General features: G+C 70.8%; 13 protein-coding genes. All 13 read right to left on the bottom strand.

The genetic code is table 11. From position 1 onward, the window contains the following. Positions 1–75 precede the first annotated feature (75 nt). Positions 76–978, bottom strand: a complete 903-nt coding sequence (locus ACODT0_RS31755; RefSeq protein ID WP_057593776.1) for a LysR substrate-binding domain-containing protein — start codon at positions 976–978, stop codon at positions 76–78. Between the two features lie 47 nt (positions 979–1,025). After that, a complete protein-coding gene (locus ACODT0_RS31750) occupies positions 1,026–3,287 on the bottom strand; it encodes a phosphocholine-specific phospholipase C (RefSeq protein WP_057593775.1) in 2,262 nt (753 codons plus the stop codon). A gap of 32 nt (positions 3,288–3,319) precedes the next feature. Continuing rightward, positions 3,320–3,508, bottom strand: coding sequence for a hypothetical protein (locus ACODT0_RS31745; RefSeq protein ID WP_057593774.1), 189 nt, complete (start codon positions 3,506–3,508; stop codon positions 3,320–3,322). Positions 3,509–3,744: 236 nt separating this feature from the next. After that, positions 3,745–5,997: a phosphocholine-specific phospholipase C gene (locus ACODT0_RS31740; protein ID WP_261217723.1), complete on the bottom strand. Its 2,253-nt coding sequence runs from the start codon at positions 5,995–5,997 to the stop codon at positions 3,745–3,747. 14 nt (positions 5,998–6,011) lie between these two features. Then, a complete protein-coding gene (locus ACODT0_RS31735) occupies positions 6,012–8,204 on the bottom strand; it encodes a phosphocholine-specific phospholipase C (protein WP_261217713.1) in 2,193 nt (730 codons plus the stop codon). 46 nt (positions 8,205–8,250) lie between these two features. Continuing rightward, positions 8,251–8,442 carry a hypothetical protein gene (locus ACODT0_RS31730; RefSeq protein WP_057593772.1) on the bottom strand — a complete coding sequence of 64 codons (192 nt, stop codon included), beginning with the start codon at positions 8,440–8,442 and terminating at the stop codon, positions 8,251–8,253. Positions 8,443–8,496: 54 nt separating this feature from the next. Next, complete coding sequence (locus ACODT0_RS31725) at positions 8,497–10,599, bottom strand: LamG-like jellyroll fold domain-containing protein (protein WP_057593771.1); 2,103 nt, start codon at positions 10,597–10,599, stop codon at positions 8,497–8,499. Positions 10,600–10,830: 231 nt separating this feature from the next. Then, positions 10,831–11,817 carry a 5'-nucleotidase gene (locus tag ACODT0_RS31720; RefSeq protein ID WP_261217708.1) on the bottom strand — a complete coding sequence of 329 codons (987 nt, stop codon included), beginning with the start codon at positions 11,815–11,817 and terminating at the stop codon, positions 10,831–10,833. 17 nt (positions 11,818–11,834) lie between these two features. Then, positions 11,835–12,419 (bottom strand): DUF7822 domain-containing protein, encoded by a 585-nt coding sequence (locus tag ACODT0_RS31715; protein ID WP_261217707.1) that lies wholly within the window; start codon positions 12,417–12,419, stop codon positions 11,835–11,837. A 39-nt stretch (positions 12,420–12,458) separates the two neighbouring features. Beyond that, positions 12,459–13,697: a type II secretion system inner membrane protein GspF gene (gene gspF / locus ACODT0_RS31710; RefSeq protein WP_057593768.1), complete on the bottom strand. Its 1,239-nt coding sequence runs from the start codon at positions 13,695–13,697 to the stop codon at positions 12,459–12,461. A 15-nt stretch (positions 13,698–13,712) separates the two neighbouring features. After that, the gene (locus tag ACODT0_RS31705) at positions 13,713–15,104 is read right to left on the bottom strand and encodes a GspE/PulE family protein (RefSeq protein WP_057593767.1); all 1,392 of its coding nucleotides are present in this window, start codon (positions 15,102–15,104) and stop codon (positions 13,713–13,715) included. A gap of 61 nt (positions 15,105–15,165) precedes the next feature. Then, positions 15,166–17,496: a type II secretion system secretin GspD gene (gspD, locus tag ACODT0_RS31700; RefSeq protein WP_057597893.1), complete on the bottom strand. Its 2,331-nt coding sequence runs from the start codon at positions 17,494–17,496 to the stop codon at positions 15,166–15,168. Between the two features lie 7 nt (positions 17,497–17,503). Next, positions 17,504–18,304, bottom strand: coding sequence for a type II secretion system protein N (gspN, locus tag ACODT0_RS31695; RefSeq protein WP_489043099.1), 801 nt, complete (start codon positions 18,302–18,304; stop codon positions 17,504–17,506). Positions 18,305–18,331 lie beyond the last annotated feature (27 nt).

Raw genomic sequence — 18,331 nt, 5'->3', positions numbered from 1 at the left:
CCATGCCTTCGAACGCGCAAAGTCAATAAATGGCGCGCCCCGTGCACAAAAAGTGGACGGCCGCCGGTGCCGCGCTCAGGGCGCGAGCAGCTCGTCGAGGCAGGCCGTCACATGGTTCGCGAACAGCTCGGCCGCGGGGCTCGGTGCCTGCGCGGCGCGGGTCTCGAGCGTGAGCGTCTGGGCCGGCAGGGTCGCGTCGCGCAGCGGCACGAAGACCAGCGAGCCGTCGTGCATCTCCTCGGCCACGTCGAGCCGGTTGAGCAGCGTGATGCCCTCGCCCTCGCGCACCAGGCGGCGCATCAGCGCGGTGGAGGTGGTCTCGATCACGGGCGAGGCGCGCAGGCCCGAGCGTTCGAAGGCGGCATCGATGATCGGCCGGATCGACAGCGAGGGCGCGGGCAGCAGCAGCGGATGGCCCACGCATTCGGCCAGCACGGTGCTCGCATGCGCCGTGAGCGCATGGCCGGGCGGCACCACCGCGCCGATCGGCCATTCGCTCGCGAACAGCGTGCGAAAGCCCGCCGTGGCGGGTACGTCGTAGGCCAGCGCGAGGTCGGCATCGCCTTCGCGCACGCCGTGCAGCACGGCCGCGATCGGCAGGCCCAGCAGCTTGAGCTGGATGCCGGGATGCGCCGCGCGAAAGCGCCGCACCACGCCCGGCAGGAAGGCGTCGGCGAGGCCGGCGGTGGTGGCCAGCGTGACCTCGCCCTGGCGCAGCCCGCGCATGGCCTCGATGCGCTGGCGCACCCCGTCGAACTCGCGCAGCGTGCCGCGCGCATGCGCGAGCACCAACTCGCCCACCGGCGTGAGCTTGAGCGTGTTGTGGATGCGCTCGAACAGCGGCGCGCCCAGCTCCTCCTCGAGGTTGAGGATCTGTCGGTTGATCGCGGTCGGCACCACGTGCAGCTGCGCGGCCGCCTTGCGGATCGAACCCGCGCGAACCACCTCGACGAAGTACCGGACCACCTTGGCGTGCATGACATCTCCCGCGCCACCGTGGGCGCGGGGGGATCATGCATGCGGGCTCAGAGGTCGGGCAAGCCCAGCGCGGGATCGCTGACCGAATGCTTGCCGGTCTCGACGCGGCCGGCGAAGCGTCGGTAGTAGGCCGGATCGGCATCGCAGGTGACGGCGAAGTCGTACCACTGGCCGCTGGCCGCGAGCTCCCAGTGCAGCTCGGCCTTGGCGCCGCCCGCGACGGTCGCGGTCCACGGGCCGTCGTCGCGATAGGCCTTGGCGCGCACGCTGAACTTCGCCGCGGCCTGTCCGCCGTTCATCATCTCGAGGTAGACGTTGCCGTTGGCGATGTCGTAGCACACGCGCAGCTCGGGCAGGGCCGCGCCGCCGGCGCGCAGCGCGTTGAGGTCGCCCTGGAAATGGCGGTGGTAGCCGTTGGGGCCGAGCACCCAGAGGTCGTAGCGGCCGGCGTTGTCGGCGGTCGCGTTCCAGCGGTCGTCGAGCGACTTGCCGGCTTCGACCATGTAGCGGCGCGGCAGGCGGTCGAGGTTGAGCCGGTCGTAGACATGGAACACGGCGGCCGCGTTGCCGGTGTTGGCGAACAGCAGCTGCAGCGTGCCGCCGGCCGTGTCGGCGCGGGCGCTGGTGTGCAGCTCGTAGGGCAATGCGCGCGAGGGCCGCGTGCCCGTGGCCTGGCGCGGCAGCAGGCCATTGGCCGGCGGCGTGACCTGCGGCAGCGCCTGCTGCGCGGCGCGCAGCTGGTCGGCCTCGGCCTTGGTGCGGCGGCCCGCGAGCGTGGGCAGCGCCTCGCCGTTGGGATCGGCGAAGTTGAAGGCGCTCGTGAGGTCGCCGTTGACCGCGCGGCGGAACGGGCCGATGTTGCTTTCCTTCACGCCGAAGCGGGCCTCGACGAAGCGCAGCACCGAGGTGTGGTCGAAGGTCTGCGAGTTGACCCAGCCGCCGCGGCTCCACGGCGAGATCACGTACATCGGCACGCGCATGCCGGGGCCGTAGACGTTGCCGTCGGGCGTGGGCTGCGACTGCGTCATGCCCGGCGGCTTGGGATGGTTGAAGTACTCGAAGCTCAGGTCCGCGTCGGACATCGTGGTCTTGCCCGCGAAGGCCTTCGCCGAGGGATCGGCCGATGCGATGGGCGAGGGCGCCGAGGCCGAGGGCACGTGGTCGAAGTAGCCGTCGTTCTCGTCGAAGTTCACGAACAGCACGGTCTTGCTCCAGACCTCGGGCACGGCGGTGAGCGCCTCCAGCACCTGCTGGATGTACCACGCGCCCTGCACCGGGCTCGAGGGGCCGGGGTGCTCGGAGTAGACGTCGGGCGGGATCACCCACGACACCGCCGGCAGCCGGCCGGCCTTCACGTCGGCGCGGAAGGCATCCATGATCGCGCCCGCGTCGAAGGCCGCCTGGTCGGCCACCGGCAGCGTGTTGGCCGTGCCCTTGTAGAGCGGGTTGCCGGCGTCGTCGCCGGGCGCGTAGGCCGGCGATGCGCCCTGCGGCAGCGAGGTGCTGACCGGCTTGGCCGAGGCCTCGTTGGCCTTGCGGAAGTTCTTGAAGCCCAGCAGTGGATTGCAGCCGTAGTTGTTCGGGATGTTCTGGTAGACCATCCAGCTCACGCCCGCGTCCTGCAGCCGCTCGGCATAGGTCTTCCATTCGTAGCCCTCGGTCGAGGGACCGGTCGAGCTCCAGGCATTGACGTTGTTCACGTAGGCCACGTTGCCGCCCGTGGGGCCGTTGGTGCCGGTCCAGTGGAACGAGCGGTTGGCGTGCGTGCCGGTGTGCATCGCGCAGTGGTAGTCGTCGCAGATCGTGAAGGCGTTGGCCAGCGCGAACTGGAACGGCAGCTCGGCCTCGGCGAGGTAGCCCATCGACTGCACGTAGGGCGCGGTGCTGCTGACCTTCTTGTAGCGCGGCCACTGGTAGAGGCGGCCGCCGTCCCAGGCGTTGTGCGAGTCGACCCAGGTGTGCGGCGTGCTGCTCACGCGCTGCGCGTTGCCTTTGCTGCCGTCGAGGTGGTAGGGCAGCACCACCTTGCCGTTCTCGTCGAGCTGCTGCCACACGTTGAGCCCGTTGGGCAGCGGGATCGGGAAGCGGTCGCCGAAGCCGCGCACGCCCTTGAGGGTGCCGAAGTAGTGGTCGAACGAACGGTTCTCCTGCATCAGGATCACGATGTGCTCGACGTCCTGGATGGTGCCGGTCTTGTTGTTGGCGGGGATCGCGAGCGCGCGGCGGATGGCGGGCGGAAAGGCCGAGAGCGCGAGCGCGGCGGCGCCGGTGGTGGCGCTGCCGGTGAGGAATTTGCGGCGTGAGGTCATGGTCTTGTCGTGTTGTTTTTTGGGCCGTTGTATCAGGGCGCGCAGCGCATCACGGGCTGCGTGGTGGCGGGCGGGTTCTGCGTGCCGCCGTCGCCGCCGCCGGGGTTGCCCGTGCCCGGCAGGCCGCCGAAGCCGCCGCCGCTGCCGCCACCGCAGGCGGCGAGGGTGCAGGCCAGGATCAGCGCCGGCAGCAGCCGCGCGCGCGAGAAGAAGAGATGCATGGGGAAATCCTCGCAGGTGTGTTTTCTTGTGAAGAGGCGACGAGGAGCGCGCCGCCACTGCCCACGGTAGGAAGCGGCAATGACAGTCGAGTGAAGAACGCGGCCGAGGTGTAAGCGCGCGTTGCGCCTGCGCGCGCGATGAATACCAAAGCCGGACAGGCAGCGCGCGAAGGGCTCGCGCGTACCGTGTCCGGCCTGGTGGGAAGGCTGCGGAAGCCCTCAGCGATGCATGGGCCTCAGAGGTCGGCCATGCCCATCGCGGGATCGCTGACCGAGTGCTTGCCGGTCTCGACGCGGCCCGCGAAGCGGCGCGCGAAGGTCGGATCGGCATCGCAGCCCACGACGAAGTCGTACCAGGCGCCGCTCGACGAAAGATCCCAATGCAGCTCGGCCTTGGCGCCGGGCTGCACGGTCGCGGTCCACGGGCCGTCGTCGCGGTAGGCCTTGGCGCGCACCGTGAACTTCACGGCCTTCTTGCCGCCGTTGAGCAGCTCGAGGTAGACGTTGCCGTTGGCGATGTCGTAGCACACGCGGACTTCGGGGGCGGCCGCGTCGCTCGCGCGCAGGCTGCCGAGGTCGCCCTTGAAGTGGCGGTGGTAGCCGTTCGGGCCGAGCACCCACAGGTCGTAGAAGCCGCTGTTGTCGCGGCCCGCCATCCAGGTGTCGTCGAGCGTCTTGCCGGCCTCGACCATGTAGCGGCGCGGCAGGCGCGCGAGGTTGAGCTTGTCGTAGACGTGGAACACGGCGGCCGCCTTGCCGGTGTTCGCGAACAGCAGCTGCACCGTGCCGTCGAGCGGTGCCGTGCGCGCGCTGGTGTGCAGCTCGTAGGGCAGGGCGCGCGAGGGCCGCGTGCCGGTGGTCTGCCGAGGCAGCTGCGGATCGAGCGGCAGCGGCACCTGCGACAGCGCCTCCTGGTTGCGCCGGATCTGGTCGACCTCCGCGCGGGTGGCGCGGCCGGTCAGCGTGGGCAGCGCTTCGCCGTTGGGGTTGGCGAAGTTGAAGGCGCTCGTGAGGTCGCCGCACACCGCGCGCCGGAAGGCGCTGATGTTGGGCTCCTGGACGCCGAAGCGGGTTTCGAGGAAGCGCAGCACCGAGGTGTGGTCGAAGGCCTGCGAGCTGACCCAGCCGCCGCGGCTCCACGGCGAGATCACGTACAGCGGCACGCGCGGGCCCGGGCCGTAGACGCGGCCGTCGGCCTTGGGCTGGCCGCCGCTGCCCAGCGGCGCGGCATGCGTGAAGTACTCGGGACCCATCGCCGAGTCCGACAGCGTGGTCTTGCCCGCGTAGCTGCCGTCGCCGTTGGGCGAAGGCGCCGAGGGCGAGGGCAGGTGGTCGAAGTAGCCGTCGTTCTCGTCGAAGTTGATCAGCAGCACGGTCTTGCTCCACACCTCGGGCACGGCGGTGAGCGCGTCCAGCACCTCCTGCAGGAACCAGGCGCCCTGGATCGGGCTCGAGGGACCGGGATGCTCGCAGTAGATCGACGGCGCGTTCATCCAGCAGACCTGCGGCAGCTTGCCTTCGCGGATGTCGCGCTTGAACGCGTCGAGGTAGTCCTCGGGCTTCGTGCCGGGCAGCGTGTTGGCCACGCCCTTGTAGAGCGGGCTCTTCGCGTCGTCGGTGGCGCGGTCGTAGGCCTTGTAGGGCAGCGCCTGGCCGGTGTCGGCATAGGGCTTGTTGGGCTCGCCGCCGCTGGAGACCGGGTAGCCCGAGTCGATGTTGGCCTTGCGGAACTGCCGGAACGCGCCGAGCATGTTGTCGCCCCATTCGTCGGGCATGTTCTGGTAGCTGATCCAGCGCACACCCGCATCTTCCAGGCGCTCCGCGTAGGTCTTCCAGGTGTAGCCCACGTTCAGCGAGCCGGGCTTGCCGTCGATCCAGTCCCATTCGTTGCGCACGAAGGCGGTGTTGGTCGCGGTCGGGCCGTTGGTGCCGGTCAGGTGGAAGGAGCGGTTGGCGTCGGTGCCGGTGTGCATCGCGCAGTGGTAGGCATCGCAGATCGTGAAGGCGTTGGCCAGCGCGAACTGGAACGGGATCTCCGTCGCCTTGTGATAGCCCATGGCCTTGCTGGTCTTGTAGCGCGCCCACTGGTACATGCGCCCGCCGTCCCAGGCGTTCTGGCTGTCGGCCCAGTCGTGCGGCGTGCCGCCGTCGCGCTGCGCATTGCCCTTCGAGCTGTCGAGGTGGTAGGGCAGGATGGCCTTGCCGCTGGCATCGCTCTGCTGCCAGACGTTCATGCCTTTGGGCAGCGGAATCGTGAAGCGGTCGCCGAAGCCACGCACGCCGGCGAGCGTGCCGAAGTAGTGGTCGAACGAACGGTTCTCCTGCATCAGGATGACGACGTGCTCGACGTCCTGGATGGTGCCGGTCTTGTTGTTGGCGGGAATGGCGAGGGCGCGGCGGATGCTCGGCGGGAAGGCCGAGAGTGCGAGCGCGGCGGCGCCGGTGGTGGCGCTGCCGGTGAGGAACTTGCGGCGTGCGTTGTCGGTCATGGTGCGTGCCTCCTTCACAGATCGCCCAGGCCCATGGCCGGATCGCTGACCGAATGCTTGCCGGTCTCCACGCGGCCCGCGAAGCGGCGCTGCCAGCTCGCATCGGCGTCGCAGCTCACGACGAAGTCGTACCAGGCGCCGCTCGACGAAAGATCCCAGTGCAGCTCGGCCTTGGCGCCGCCCGCGACGGTCGCGCTCCACGGGCCGTCGTCGCGGTAGGCCTTGGCGCGCACCGTGAATTTCGCGGCGGCCTGGCCGGCATTGAGCATCTCGAGGTAGACGTTGCCGTTGGCGATGTCGTAGCACACGCGCACCTCGGGCACGGCGGTGCCGCCGGCGCGCAGCCGGCTCAGGTCGCCCTTGAAGTGGCGGTGGTAGCCGTTCGGGCCGAGCACCCAGAGGTCGTAGAAGCCGCTGTCGTCGCTGACCGCGTTCCAGGCGTCGTCGAGCGTCTTGCCCGGTTCCACCATGAAGCGGCGCGGCAGGCGGTCGAGGTGCAGCCGGTCGTAGACGTGGAACACGGCGGCGGCCTTGCCGGTGTTGGCGAAGATCAGCCGCACGCTGCCGCCGATCGCATCGCTGCGCGCGCTGGTGTGCAGCTCGTAGGGCAGCGCGCGCGAGGGCCGCGTGCCGGTGGCCTGGCGCGGCAGCTGCGGGTCCAGCGGCAGCGGCACCTGGGCCAGCTTCTCCTGGTCGCTGCGCAGCCGGTCGGCCGCGCCGCGCGTGGTGCGACCCGCGAGCGTGGGCAGCGTCTCGTTGTTCGGGTTCGCGAAGTTGAAGGCGCTCGTGAGGTCGCCGCACACCGCGCGCCGGAAGGCGCTGATGTTGGTCTCCTTCACACCGAAGCGCGCCTCGATGAAGCGCAGCACCGAGGTGTGGTCGAAGGCCTGCGAGTTGACCCAGCCGCCGCGGCTCCATGGCGACACCACGTACATCGGCACGCGCACGCCGGGGCCGTAGACGCGGCCGTCGGGCGCGGGCTGGCCGGTGGTGCCCGGCGGCTTCGGATGGTTGAAGTACTCGGGCTTGAGCGCGTCGACCGGCAGCGTGGTCTTGCCCGCGGGCGTGCCGTCGGGGTTGATCGAGGGCGCGGCGGGCGAGGGGTAGTGGTCGAAGTAGCCGTCGTTCTCGTCGAAGTTGATGAGCAGCACGGTCTTGCTCCACACCTCGGGCACCGCGGTCAGCGCATCGAGCGTTTCCTGGATGTACCAGCCGCCCTGCACCGGGCTCGAGGGGCCGGGGTGCTCGGAGTAGGTGGCCGGCGCGACGATCCACGACACCTGCGGCAGCTTGCCGTTCCTGATGTCCTGGCGGAACTGCTCGAGGAAGCCGCCGTCGCCCATGGTGTTGGCGATGCCCTTGTAGAGCGGGTTGCGCGCGTCGTCGCTCGCCGGGTCGTAGACCGGCGAGGGGCCGTCGTTGCTGACCGGCTTGCCCGAGGCCTCGTTGGCCAGGCGGTACTGCTTGAAGCCCGCGAGCGGGTTGTCGCCGAAGTTCTCCGGCATGTTCTGGTAGACGATCCAGCTGACCTTGGCCTCCTGCAGGCGCTCGGGATAGGTCTTCCACTCGTAGCCCTTGGCCGAGCTGTCGATCGAGTCCCACTCGTTGTTGACCGTGGCCACGCCCGCGCCGGTCGGGCCGTTGGTGCCGGTCCAGTGGAACATGCGGTTCGAGTTGGTGCCGGTGTGCATGCTGCAGTGGTACTCGTCGCACAGCGTGAAGGCGTTGGCCAGCGCGAACTGGTAGGGCAGTTCGGCTTCCTTGAAGTAGCCCATCGCCGCGTTGGTCTTGTAGCGCGCCCACTGGTAGGTGCGCCCGCCGTCCCAGGCGTTCTGGCCGTCGCTCCACGAGTGCGGCGTGCCGCTCACGCGCTGGGCGTTGCCCTTGGTGCTGTCGAGGTGGTAGGGCAGGATGGCCGTGCCGCTGGCATCGCTCTGCTGCCAGACGTTCATGCCCTTGGGCAGCGGAATCGTGAAGCGGTCGCCGAAGCCGCGCACGCCCATGAGCGTGCCGAAGTAGTGGTCGAAGGAGCGGTTCTCCTGCATCAGGATGACGATGTGCTCGACGTCCTGGATGGTGCCGGTCTTGTTGTTGGCGGGAATGGCGAGGGCGCGGCGGATGCTCGGCGGAAAGGCCGAGAGCGCGAGCGCGGCGGCGCCGGTGGTGGCGCTGCCGGTGAGGAATTTGCGGCGTGCGTTGTCTGTCATCGCGGGGTCGTCCTTGGCGTTCTTCCGGTTTGGAAAGCTCGAACGCTCAGGGCGCGCAGCGCTTCACGGGCTCGGTGGTGGCCGGCGGATTCGGCGTGCCGCCGCCGGGGTTGCCCGCGCCGGGCAGGCCGCCGAGGAAGCCGCCGCCGCCATCGCCGCCGCCGCAGGCGGACAGCAGGCAGGCCAGCAGCAGGGCGGGCGCGAAGCGAAGCAGGTGAAGGGGACGTGGGACTTGCATGGTGATCCTCTCTCTCGGGGTCGTTGTGTGTGGGGGAACGGAATGCGATGGCGCTCAGGGCTCGAGCGTGGACAGCGGCTGGCCCGACTTGAAGATGCTCGTGAGCTCGTCGGCCGCGAGCGCGCGGTTCCAGATCGCGAACTCGTTGAAGTCGAGCGGGCCGCGCGGCGAGCTGGTCCAGCGCTTGTAGTACTGGCCGGTGCCGTCCTCGTTGAGGCTCAGGCCGTTCTTCAGGCCGCCGAGCTGGGCCACGATGTCGGCGGTCATGTCGGCGCTGCCGGTCTGCAGCGCGCGCGCGGCGTCGAACAGGTAACCGGTCATCTTGAGGTTGGCCTTGTCGATCACGACCGCCACGTAGGCCCACTGGCCGGCGCTCAGGCGGTAGCCGTTGCTGTCGGCGCGGCCGCCGCCCTTGCCGACGTTGAAGCGCAGCTCGCAGCCGTCGAACAGGCCGATCGCGAGGCCGGCGTTGCTGCCGCTGTCGTAGTTCTTGTTGGCGATCACCGAGGCGCCGTCGCCCGCGCCCACGCTGCAGCTCGCGTCGGTGCGCAGCCAGAAGCCGATGGTGTAGGCCGTGACCGAGGGCGCGGTCGCCACGTCGGCGGTCTGCACCAGGCGATAGCCGGCGGTGCCGTCGGCGGTCTTCACGCTGCTGTCCACGCGCAGGGCCTTGGCCTTGTACGGGGCCTTGAAGCCATCGTCCACGAGGCTGCCGCCGTCGGCGCCGGCGGCCCAGGGCGCGAGCGTGGAGGCGCTCTTGCGGTCGGCGGGCGGCAGCGCGTCGAGCGGGTAGTAGTTGACCAGGCCGTTGCGCAGCGTGGGCGCGAGCGTGGCGGGCTTCACGTAGGTGACGCGCGCCGGCAGCGCGAGGCTCGCATCGCCCGCGACCACGGTGTAGTCGAAGGCCAGGATGCCGTCGCTGGCCGCCTCCACGGGGTCGTTGTAGGCGGTGGCACCGGCCGCGAGCGTGGCGACCAGCTTGCCGTCGCGCAGCACCTTCACCGGCACGTTCGCGTTGCCCGCGAGCGTCCACGAGAGGTCGACGCTGGCCTTGTCGGCGCCGGTCGTCGCCACCAGGCCGCGCAGCGCGGTGGCGGCCTGCAGCGGCTGGCCGTTGAAGCGATAGGCCTCGGCCGCGGGCAGCGCGCCGAGGTGGCGCAGCACGGTCGGCGCGATGTCGGTCGCGGCGGCCAGCTTCGTCAGCGTGGCGACGTCGGCGGGCGCGGCCTCGCCGGTGGCGGGCAGCGCGGCCAGCGTCTTGTTGCTCGCGACGAAGATCGTCTTGGTCTGCGCGCTCTGCGTGCCGGTCGCGTTGCCGAAGGCATCGAGGCCGTTGGGCGTGGTGAGCACCACGAGCCAGTCTTCCTTCGCATCGTTGGCGCTGCGCCGCGCGATGCGCGCGAGCAACTGGCCGACCGCGGCGGCGGTGTCGGACACGGCGCGCTGGTAGGCCTCGCCGCGCGGGCCGGAGGGCGCCGCCGCGGCGGGCGCGCCGTACTGCGCCACCAGCAGGTCCCAGCCCTGGTCGATGAGCTGCGCGGTGCGTTCGGTCACGCAGGCGTCGGCGCCCGCGCAGTCGACGGCGGCATCGAGCGTGCCGCTCTCGTTCGCGAGCAGCGAGCGGTAGTTGGCGCCGGCCGTCACCGAGGCGGTGAGGTAGCCGGCGTCCTTCTTCAGCTTCGCGAGCGCGAACACCGAGGGCGCGAGCCTGGCGTCGATGCGCTGGTCGGCCGTGTCCCACTGCACCGAGTGGCGCTGCGCCCAGGTGCCGGTCACGAGCGTGGCCCAGCCGGGGCTCGCGGTGGTGCGCTGCTCGGTGAGCGCGCCATTGGCGCCGCCGGTCCAGGCCGGCGCGAGCTTCAGGCCCTGCAGCGCGGGCACCTTGTTCTGCGCCATCGCATCGCGCAGCGCGGCGTGGGTGAGGCCGTCGATCTGCACCACCAGGGCCTTGGGGCCGCTCTTGCCCTGGTTGGTGGTGGGCAGGTTGCCGTCGCCGTTGCCGCCGCCGGCGGGTGGTGTCGCGACCGGCGGGAAGACCACGCCGCCGCCGCCACCGCCGCCGCATGCGGCGAGCGCCATGGCCGCGGTCAGCGGCAGCAGCCAGCGGGTCGCGGCGCGTGATCGGAATGCGGGGAGCGCGTGAAGTTTCGGACGCATCGTGGAGCCCTGGAATGAGATGGAACGGAGTGCCGGTGACAGTCGGCCGGAGGCAAAAAAAAGTGCCCGGAGGGCACGTGTGCGGACGCCGCGAAGATTAGGGAGAACCCGTGACGCAGCAGTGAATCGCGCATGACAATGCGAAGGCATGCGCGTGACAGCGCATCGCCGGTTACTGCGAAAGAATGAAGTTGAAGGTGGCCGGCGGGTTCGGCCCCGCGCCCTGCGCGCCTAGCGCGAGCGCGGCTTCGCGGGCTTCGCCGCGGCCTTGGGCGCGCGTTGCTTCGATGGCGCCTTCGCGGCCTTCGCCGCTTCGCGCGCGGGCTCGTTGCTGATCCCGCTCGAGACATGCCCCGCCGGCACATGCCGCGCCGCCGCATCGACATGCCCGGTCTGGTCGTCGAAGAAGAAGTCGGGCTCGAACTCGCGCAGGAACTCGCCCTTGGGCAGGCCGCCGAGGAACATGGCCTCGTCGACGCGGATGTTCCAGTTCATCAGCGTGCGGATGGCGCGTTCGTGCGCGGGCGCGCTGCGCGCCGTCACCAGCGCGGTGCGGATGCGCATCTGCGCATTGCCCGCCATCTGCAGCCGGTGCAGCGCGGCCAGCAGCGGCTTGAACGGGCCGCCGGGCAGCGGCAGGTCGACCTTGCTCGCCTCGTGCGCCTGGAAGGCATCGAGGCCCTCGGCCTGGAACACGCGCTCGGCCTCGTCGCTGAACAGCACGGCGTCGCCGTCGAAGGCGATGCGCACCTCGTTGGGCCAGGCATCGCTGGCCTTCACCGATTCGACCAGCACGCGCGCGGCCGGGAAGCCCGCGGCCAGCGCCTCGCGCACGTCCTGCGCGTTGACCGAGAGGAACAGGTGGGCGCGCAGCGCGCGCAGGTAGCCGAAGGGCGGGCGGCCCTGCGTGAACACGCCGCGCTGCAGCTTGATGTCGGCCGCGGCGCTGGAGCGGAAGATGCGCATGCCCGAGACCGGGTCGTTGCGCGAGAGGATCACGACCTCGACGCGCTGCACGCCATCGTCGTTGAAGCGCAGCAGCTTGCGGATCAGCGAGTAGGCGATACCGGGCGCGGCCGGCACGTCGAGGCGCTCGAGCTGCAGCTTCATGTAGCCCGCGTCGTCGCCCGACTCGAAGATCTCGTTCTCTTCTTCGAGGTTGAACAGGGCGCGCGAGGAGATCGCGACCACGAGCTTGTCTTCGAGGGTGACGGGCATGGCGTGCGGTTGGACGGTCAGGAGTCGTCGCGGCCATCGTCGGCCGCATCGAACGAGAAGTAGAGCGTATCCGACCAGTGGCCCAGGCCGAGCTCGCGGATCGGCGCCTCGACCACCTGCTGCGCGGGCGGCAGCAGGCGTTGCCAGATGTTCTTCGGCCGCGGCGCGAGCGTGGCGAGCGTGCGCTCGATCTCGGCGTCGAGATCGGCCAGGCCCTGGCGCAGCTTCTCGACCTCGCCGGCCACGGGTGCGTCGCCCATGCCCAGCACCTCGGCCGGCTCGAGCACGAACCATTCGTCGGGCCGCGTGCGTTCGTTCAGGAAGCGCAGCGCCTCCTCGCGCATCGGCGAGATCGCGGGATGCTCGATGCGCGCGAGGAAGGCGGCCGCGCGCGCGATGCCCGGGCCGCAACGCCCGGCCAGCGCGAGCGGCTCGGGCTCGTTCCAGATCGCCGAGCGGCAGGGCCGCGTCTCGCACGAGACCAGCAGCCGGAACAGCAGCGGCACCGCGTACGCATGCTCGGAGATGCCGCGCAGCGTGGACGGGCTGGCCTGCGCATCGGGCAGGGCGGTGCTGGCATAGAGGTAGCTTCGATTCGCCATCGGCTTGCTCCTTGCCCGCGGCCGGACCGCGCGCGGGCGCTACTTCACGAACTGGTTGAGCTGGATGATCGGCAGCATCACGGCCAGCACGATCAGCATCACCACGCCACCCATCGCCACGATCAGCAGCGGCTCGAGGATGGTCGCCAGGTGCATGGCGCGGCGCTGCACTTCGGCGCCGAGCTGGTTGGAGGCGCGCTGCAGCATCAGCGGCAGCGTGCCGGTCTGTTCGCCGAGCCGCGCGAACATCGACACCAGGCCCGGAAAGCGCTTCTTCTGCGCCAGCGCCGAGGCCAGCGGCGCGCCCTCGCGCACCAGCACCAGCGCATCGAGCGCGTCGGCGCGCATGGCGCGGTTGCTCAGGGTCTCGGCGGCCGCCTGCAGCGCGCGCAGGATCGGCACGCCGGCGGTGGCCAGCATGGCGAGCGTGCTCGCGAAGCGCGCCGCGTTGTAGCCGCGCGCGAGCTTGCCCACCAGCGGCAGCTTGAGCCAGGCGGCGTCGAACTTGAGGCGGAAGGCCTCCTGCGCCAGCGCCAGCCGCGCGCCGATGGCGGCCAGCAGCACGGCGCCGAGCATCCACCAGCCGTAGTTGCGCACCGCGGCGCTGAGGCCCAGCATCACGGTGGTGAGGAAGGGCAGCGAGCGCTTGGTGCCCGCGAACACCTGCGCCACCTGCGGCACCACGTAGCTCACGAGGAAGATCACGATCACGATCGCCACCAGCGTGACGATGGCCGGGTAGAGCGCCGCGCCGACCAGCTTCTGCTGCAGCGCCTGGCGTTCCTCGAGATCGTCGGCCAGGCGGTCGAGCACCAGGCCGAGGTTGCCGCTCTGCTCGCCGGCGCCGATCACGGCGGTGTAGATCGGCGAGAACTCGCGCGAATGCGCCGACAGCGCGCGCGCGAACGGCGAGCCGGCGTTGACCTCCGCGCGCAGCGAGGCCACGAGGTTGCGTTGCTGTTCCGATTCGGCCTCGTCCGTGAGCGCCGTGAGCGCGCGCTCGAGCGGCAGGCCCGAGGAGACCAGGCCCGCGAGCTGGCGCGTCCAGACCGCGAGGCCGGTGGAATTGAAGACCCGCTTGCCGCCGCCGAGCCAGCGCGACAGGCCGCTCGCCTGGCCGGTGCCGTTGACGTGGTCGCTGCCGACCGGCTTGACCGACAGCGGGATCAGCGCCTGGGCGCGCAGCATGCTGCGCGCGCTGCGCGCGGTGTCGGCTTCGAGCACGCCTTCGCGCGACTGGCCGGCGGCATCGATGGCTTCGAAGGAGTAGGCGGGCATGGCGGAACTCGCGCGCTAGTCGCGCGTGACGCGCAGGAGCTCGGCGCGCGAGGTGATGCCGGCCTGCACCAGCCGTTCGCCGTCCTCGCGCATCAGGCGCAGGCCGCCCTGCGCGCCGGCCTTGAGCAGCTCGCTCTCGGCTGCCTTGCTGTGGATCAGGCCCTGGATGGTCTCGTCGGCCACCAGCAGCTCGAAGATGCCGGTGCGGCCCTGGTAGCCGGTCTGGCCGCAGGCCTCGCAGCCGGCGCCGCCGCAGCTGGTGCAGACCTTGCGCACCAGCCGCTGCGCGAGCACGCCGAGCAGCGAGGAACTCAGCAGGAAGGGCTCGACGCCCATGTCGGTGAGACGCGTGACGGCGCTGACCGAGTCGTTGGTGTGCAGCGTGGCCAGCACCAGGTGGCCGGTGAGCGAGGCCTGGATCGCGATCTGCGCGGTCTCGAAGTCGCGGATTTCGCCGATCATGATCACGTCCGGGTCCTGCCGCAGGATGGCGCGCAGGGCCTTGGCGAAGGTGAGCTCGATCTTGGCGTTGATCTGGGTCTGGCCAACGCCCGGCAGCTCGTACTCGATCGGGTCTTCCACCGTCATGATGTTGCTGCGGCTCGCATCGAGCCGGGCCAGCGCGGCATACAGCGTGGTGGTCTTGCCCGAGCCGGTGGGGCCGGTCACGAGGATGATGCCGTGCGGCTGCGTGATCAGCTTCTCGAAGCGCTCCAGCGTGTCGCCCAGCATGCCCACCGATTCGAGCGTGAGCTTCGACTCGCTCTTGTCGAGCAGGCGCAGCACGGCGCGTTCGCCGTGCGCGCTCGGCAGCGTCGACACCCGCACGTCGACCGCGCGCGTGCCGATGCGCAGCGAGATGCGCCCGTCCTGCGGCAGCCGCTTCTCGGAGATGTCGAGGTCGGCCATGATCTTCAGGCGCGAGATCAGCGCGGCATGCAGCGCGCGGTTGGGCTGCACCACTTCGCGCAGCGTGCCGTCGATGCGAAAGCGCACCGACGACGTGCGCTCGTAGGGCTCGATGTGGATGTCGCTGGCGCCGTCGCGCGCGGCCTGCGTGAGCAGCGCGTTGAGCATGCGGATGATGGGCGCGTCGCCCGCGCTTTCCAGCAGGTCCTCGACCGCCGGCAGCTCCTGCATCATGCGCGAGAGGTCGGCGTCGCTCTGCACCTCGCTGACCACCGCGGCGGCGCTCGATTCGCCCTGGGCGTAGGCGGCGCTGATGCGCTGCGCGAGCGGGCCGTCGGCCAGCACCTCGAAGGCCTGCACGCCGTACTTGCGCGTGACCTCGCCGACGGCGCTGCGCGCGGGGTGGCTCGACATCCACAGCGTGTAACGGCCGTCGTCGGCTTCCTCGAGCAGCAGTTGCTGGCTGCGGGCGAAGGCGTAGGGCAGGGGATAGCGCATGGGGCGGGTCGGCGGGGCGTGGTCGGTGCGTGGTTCGAGCGGGGCGGGCGGCCTTCGGGCCTCAGGGCATTTCGCGTTGCGTGGCCGGGTCGGCGGTGGGCGGCAGGGCGCCGCGCAGCGGGCTGGCCGGCAGCTTGCGGTTGTCGGGCGCGGGGATCGGCGGCGGGATCAGCTGCGTGCCTTCCTCGCGCAGGCTGCCCGAGGGAGCGCGCGGCGCGCGCGTCAGCGGCGTGTCGGGCAGGATCGGCGCGGCGTCGACCTTGTTGAGCATCGGGTTGCCGGTGTCGGGCTGGGCCTGGACCTGCAGGGCGCGGATCTGGTCGTAGCGGTCGAAGGCGAAGGCCTCGGTGGAGGCGGCGTCGCGCATCACGACCGGACGCAGGAACATCATCAGGTTGTTCTTCTCGCGCGAGCGGGTCTCGTTCTTGAACAGGTTGCCCACGACCGGGATGTCGCCGGCCAGCGGCACCTTCTCGATCTTGTTGCCGTAGTTGTCGGACAGCAGGCCGCCCAGCATGACCAGGCCGCCGTCTTCCACCAGCACGCTCGATTCGAGCGAGCGCTTGTTGGTGGTGGGGCCGTTCGGGTCGGTCAGGCTGCCGGGCAGCACGGTGGAGATCTCCTGGAAGATGCTCATCTTCACGGTGCCGTTCTCGTTGATGGTCGGGCGCACGCGCAGCGTGAGGCCGACGTCCTTGCGTTCGACGGTGGTGAAGGGGTTGAGGCCGCCCGTGGTGGGGTTCGAGTAGGAGCCGGTCGGGAAGGGCACGTTCTGGCCGATCACGATCTTGGCCTCCTCGTTGTCCAGCGTCAGCAGGTTCGGCGTGGACAGCACGTTCGTGTCGTTGTCGCTGGCGAAGAAGTTGGCGATGGCGCCCAGCACGTAGTGGCCGCCGATCTTGCCGCCGATGCCGATGTTGAAGCCCTGCGGCAGCGAGATGCCCTGCGGGTTGCGCGTGGCGATCGCCGCCGTGAGCGCCAGCAGGTTGGTGCCGGTCAGGCTCGAGTTGGTGCCGAGCACCGCGTTGTTGCCGAGCGCGCTCTGCCATTGCACGCCGAACTGCGCGGCCTTGGTCGCGTTCACCTCGACCACCAGCGCCTCGATCATGACCTGGGCGCGGCGGCCGTCGAGCCTGTCGATCACGGCGCGCATCTGGCGGTACTGCGGCTCGGGCGCGGTGATGATCAGCGAGTTGGTCGACGGGTCGGCCTGGATCTGGCCGCCGGTCGAGGGCTGGTTGGCGTTGTTGAGCGGAGCGCTCGCCTGCGGCGAACTGCCGTTCTGCGAGTTGCTGTTGCCGAAGTTGACCGGCATGGCGGCCGACAGGTTGGGCTGCGACTGTGCCGCGGCCGCGCCGGCGCCGCCGGCCGCGCCGGGCTGGCCCTGGTTGTTGGTCTGCGCCGCCGCCATCGCCGCGCGCAGCGTGGCCGCGAGCCGTACCGCGTCGGCGTTCTTCAGGTAGACCACGTAGATGTTGCCGGCCGCGCCGTTGCTGCTGTCGATGGCGGGTCGGTCGAGCTTCTCGACCAGCGTGCGCACCAGCGCCGCGCGCGCCGGGTTGGCCGCGCGCAGGATCAGCGCGTTGCTGCGCGGATCGGCCATCAGCGTGGTGCGGAACGAGGCATCCGTGCCGCCCGGGGCCGCGGCCGCGCCGGGCTGGCCGGTGGCGCCGCCGCCGTCGACCAGGCGCTGGATCAGCGGCACGATGTCGGTGGCGATCGAGTGCTTGAGCGGGATCACGTCGATGTCGGAGGCGTTGGGCACGTCGAGCGCCGCGATGATGCGCGCGAGGCGGCGCATGTTCTCGGCGTAGTCGGTGATCACGAGCGAGTTGTTGCCCGGGTTCACGTTGATGGTGTTGTTCGGCGGGATCAGCGGCCGCAGCACCGGCAGCAGGTTGTTCGGCGACTCGTAGTTGAGGCGGAAGATCTGCGTGATGATCTGGTTGCCCGCCACCGCGGCGGTGCCGCCCGTGGTGGTGGTGACGGTGCTGGTCTGCAGCTTGGCGTCGGCCTCGGGCACGATCTTGTAGAGGCCGTCGGCCTCGACCACCGCGAAGCCCTGCAGCCGCAGCGCCGAGGCGAACTGGTTGAAGGCGGCCGAGGGCGGGATCGCGCGGTCGGTCACGAGGTTCATCGTGCCCTTCACGCGCGGATCGACCACCACGTCGCGCCCGGTGACCACCGCCATGGTGCGCGCCACGGCCTCGATGTCGGCGTTCGCGAAGTTCAGCGTGATCGGCTCGCCGCGGCGTGGTGCCTCGCCCTGCGCGAAGGCCGGCATCAGCGCGAGCGGCGCGGCCTGCAGGAAGGTGGCGGCGATCAGCAGCCGGACCGCATGCGCGACCAGGCCACGGGGGGCGCGGGGGAAGGAGCTCAGGGGCGTCGTCATGGTCAGGTCAACCCAGGGTGATGATCGAGCGCGCGTTGTCGCGCCGCCCGATGATGTTCAACAAGTTGGAGAGAGCGTCTTCGCTGCCCGGCGCGGCACTGGCCTCGCCGTTGAAGCGGAATGCGGTGCCGTTCCAGCTGCCGCTGCCGTTGAGCTCGAGGCTGCCCTGGCGCGTGCTCAGCAGCAGCGAGGGGCGGTTGCCGCCCTCGAGCGCGAGGCGGTAGCTGCCCATCGGCCGCAGGGTCGAGAGGCTGGAGGAAACGTCGGTCGCGTCGAGCGTGGCCTGGCCCGCGATGCGCAGCACCGGGCCGTCGGTGCGCAGCGAGAAGGCGCGCGTCGAGAGGTCGAGCGTGCCTTCGAGCTTGAGCGTGTTCCAGGGCGCGCCGAGGCCGCTGAGCATGGTGGCGGGCCAGCGCGAGCGGCCGTCGCCCCAGTCGATCTGCACGCCGCCGGCGCGCGGGCCGGCGCGCAGTTCGAGCGGCTGGGCGGCGCAGCAGGGCAGGTCGAGCGAGGCGGATACGCCGCCCCAGCCCGGCCGCAGGCGCCAGTTGAGCGTGCCGGGCAGCGAGACGGCTTCGCCGCCGCCCGCGCCGCTCGCGAACACCACGGCCGCGGCGCCGTTCCAGACCGTGCCGCGCGGATTGACCAGCAGCAGCCGGCCGTCGCTCCAGCTCGAGAGGCCGGCCGCGAGCCAGCGCGCGGGCGCGAACAGCACCAGCGCGACCAGCGCGCCGACGACGATGCCGAGCACGGCCCAGCGCCAGCCGCGGCGCGGCTTGGGGGAAGACAGCGGGGCGCGCGTCAGCATGGACGGGGGCACCGGTGGAGGGGGCGG

The sequence above is a fragment of the Variovorax sp. FG153 genome, assembly GCF_057809595.1.
This window is presented reverse-complemented; position numbering and strand designations above follow the sequence as displayed.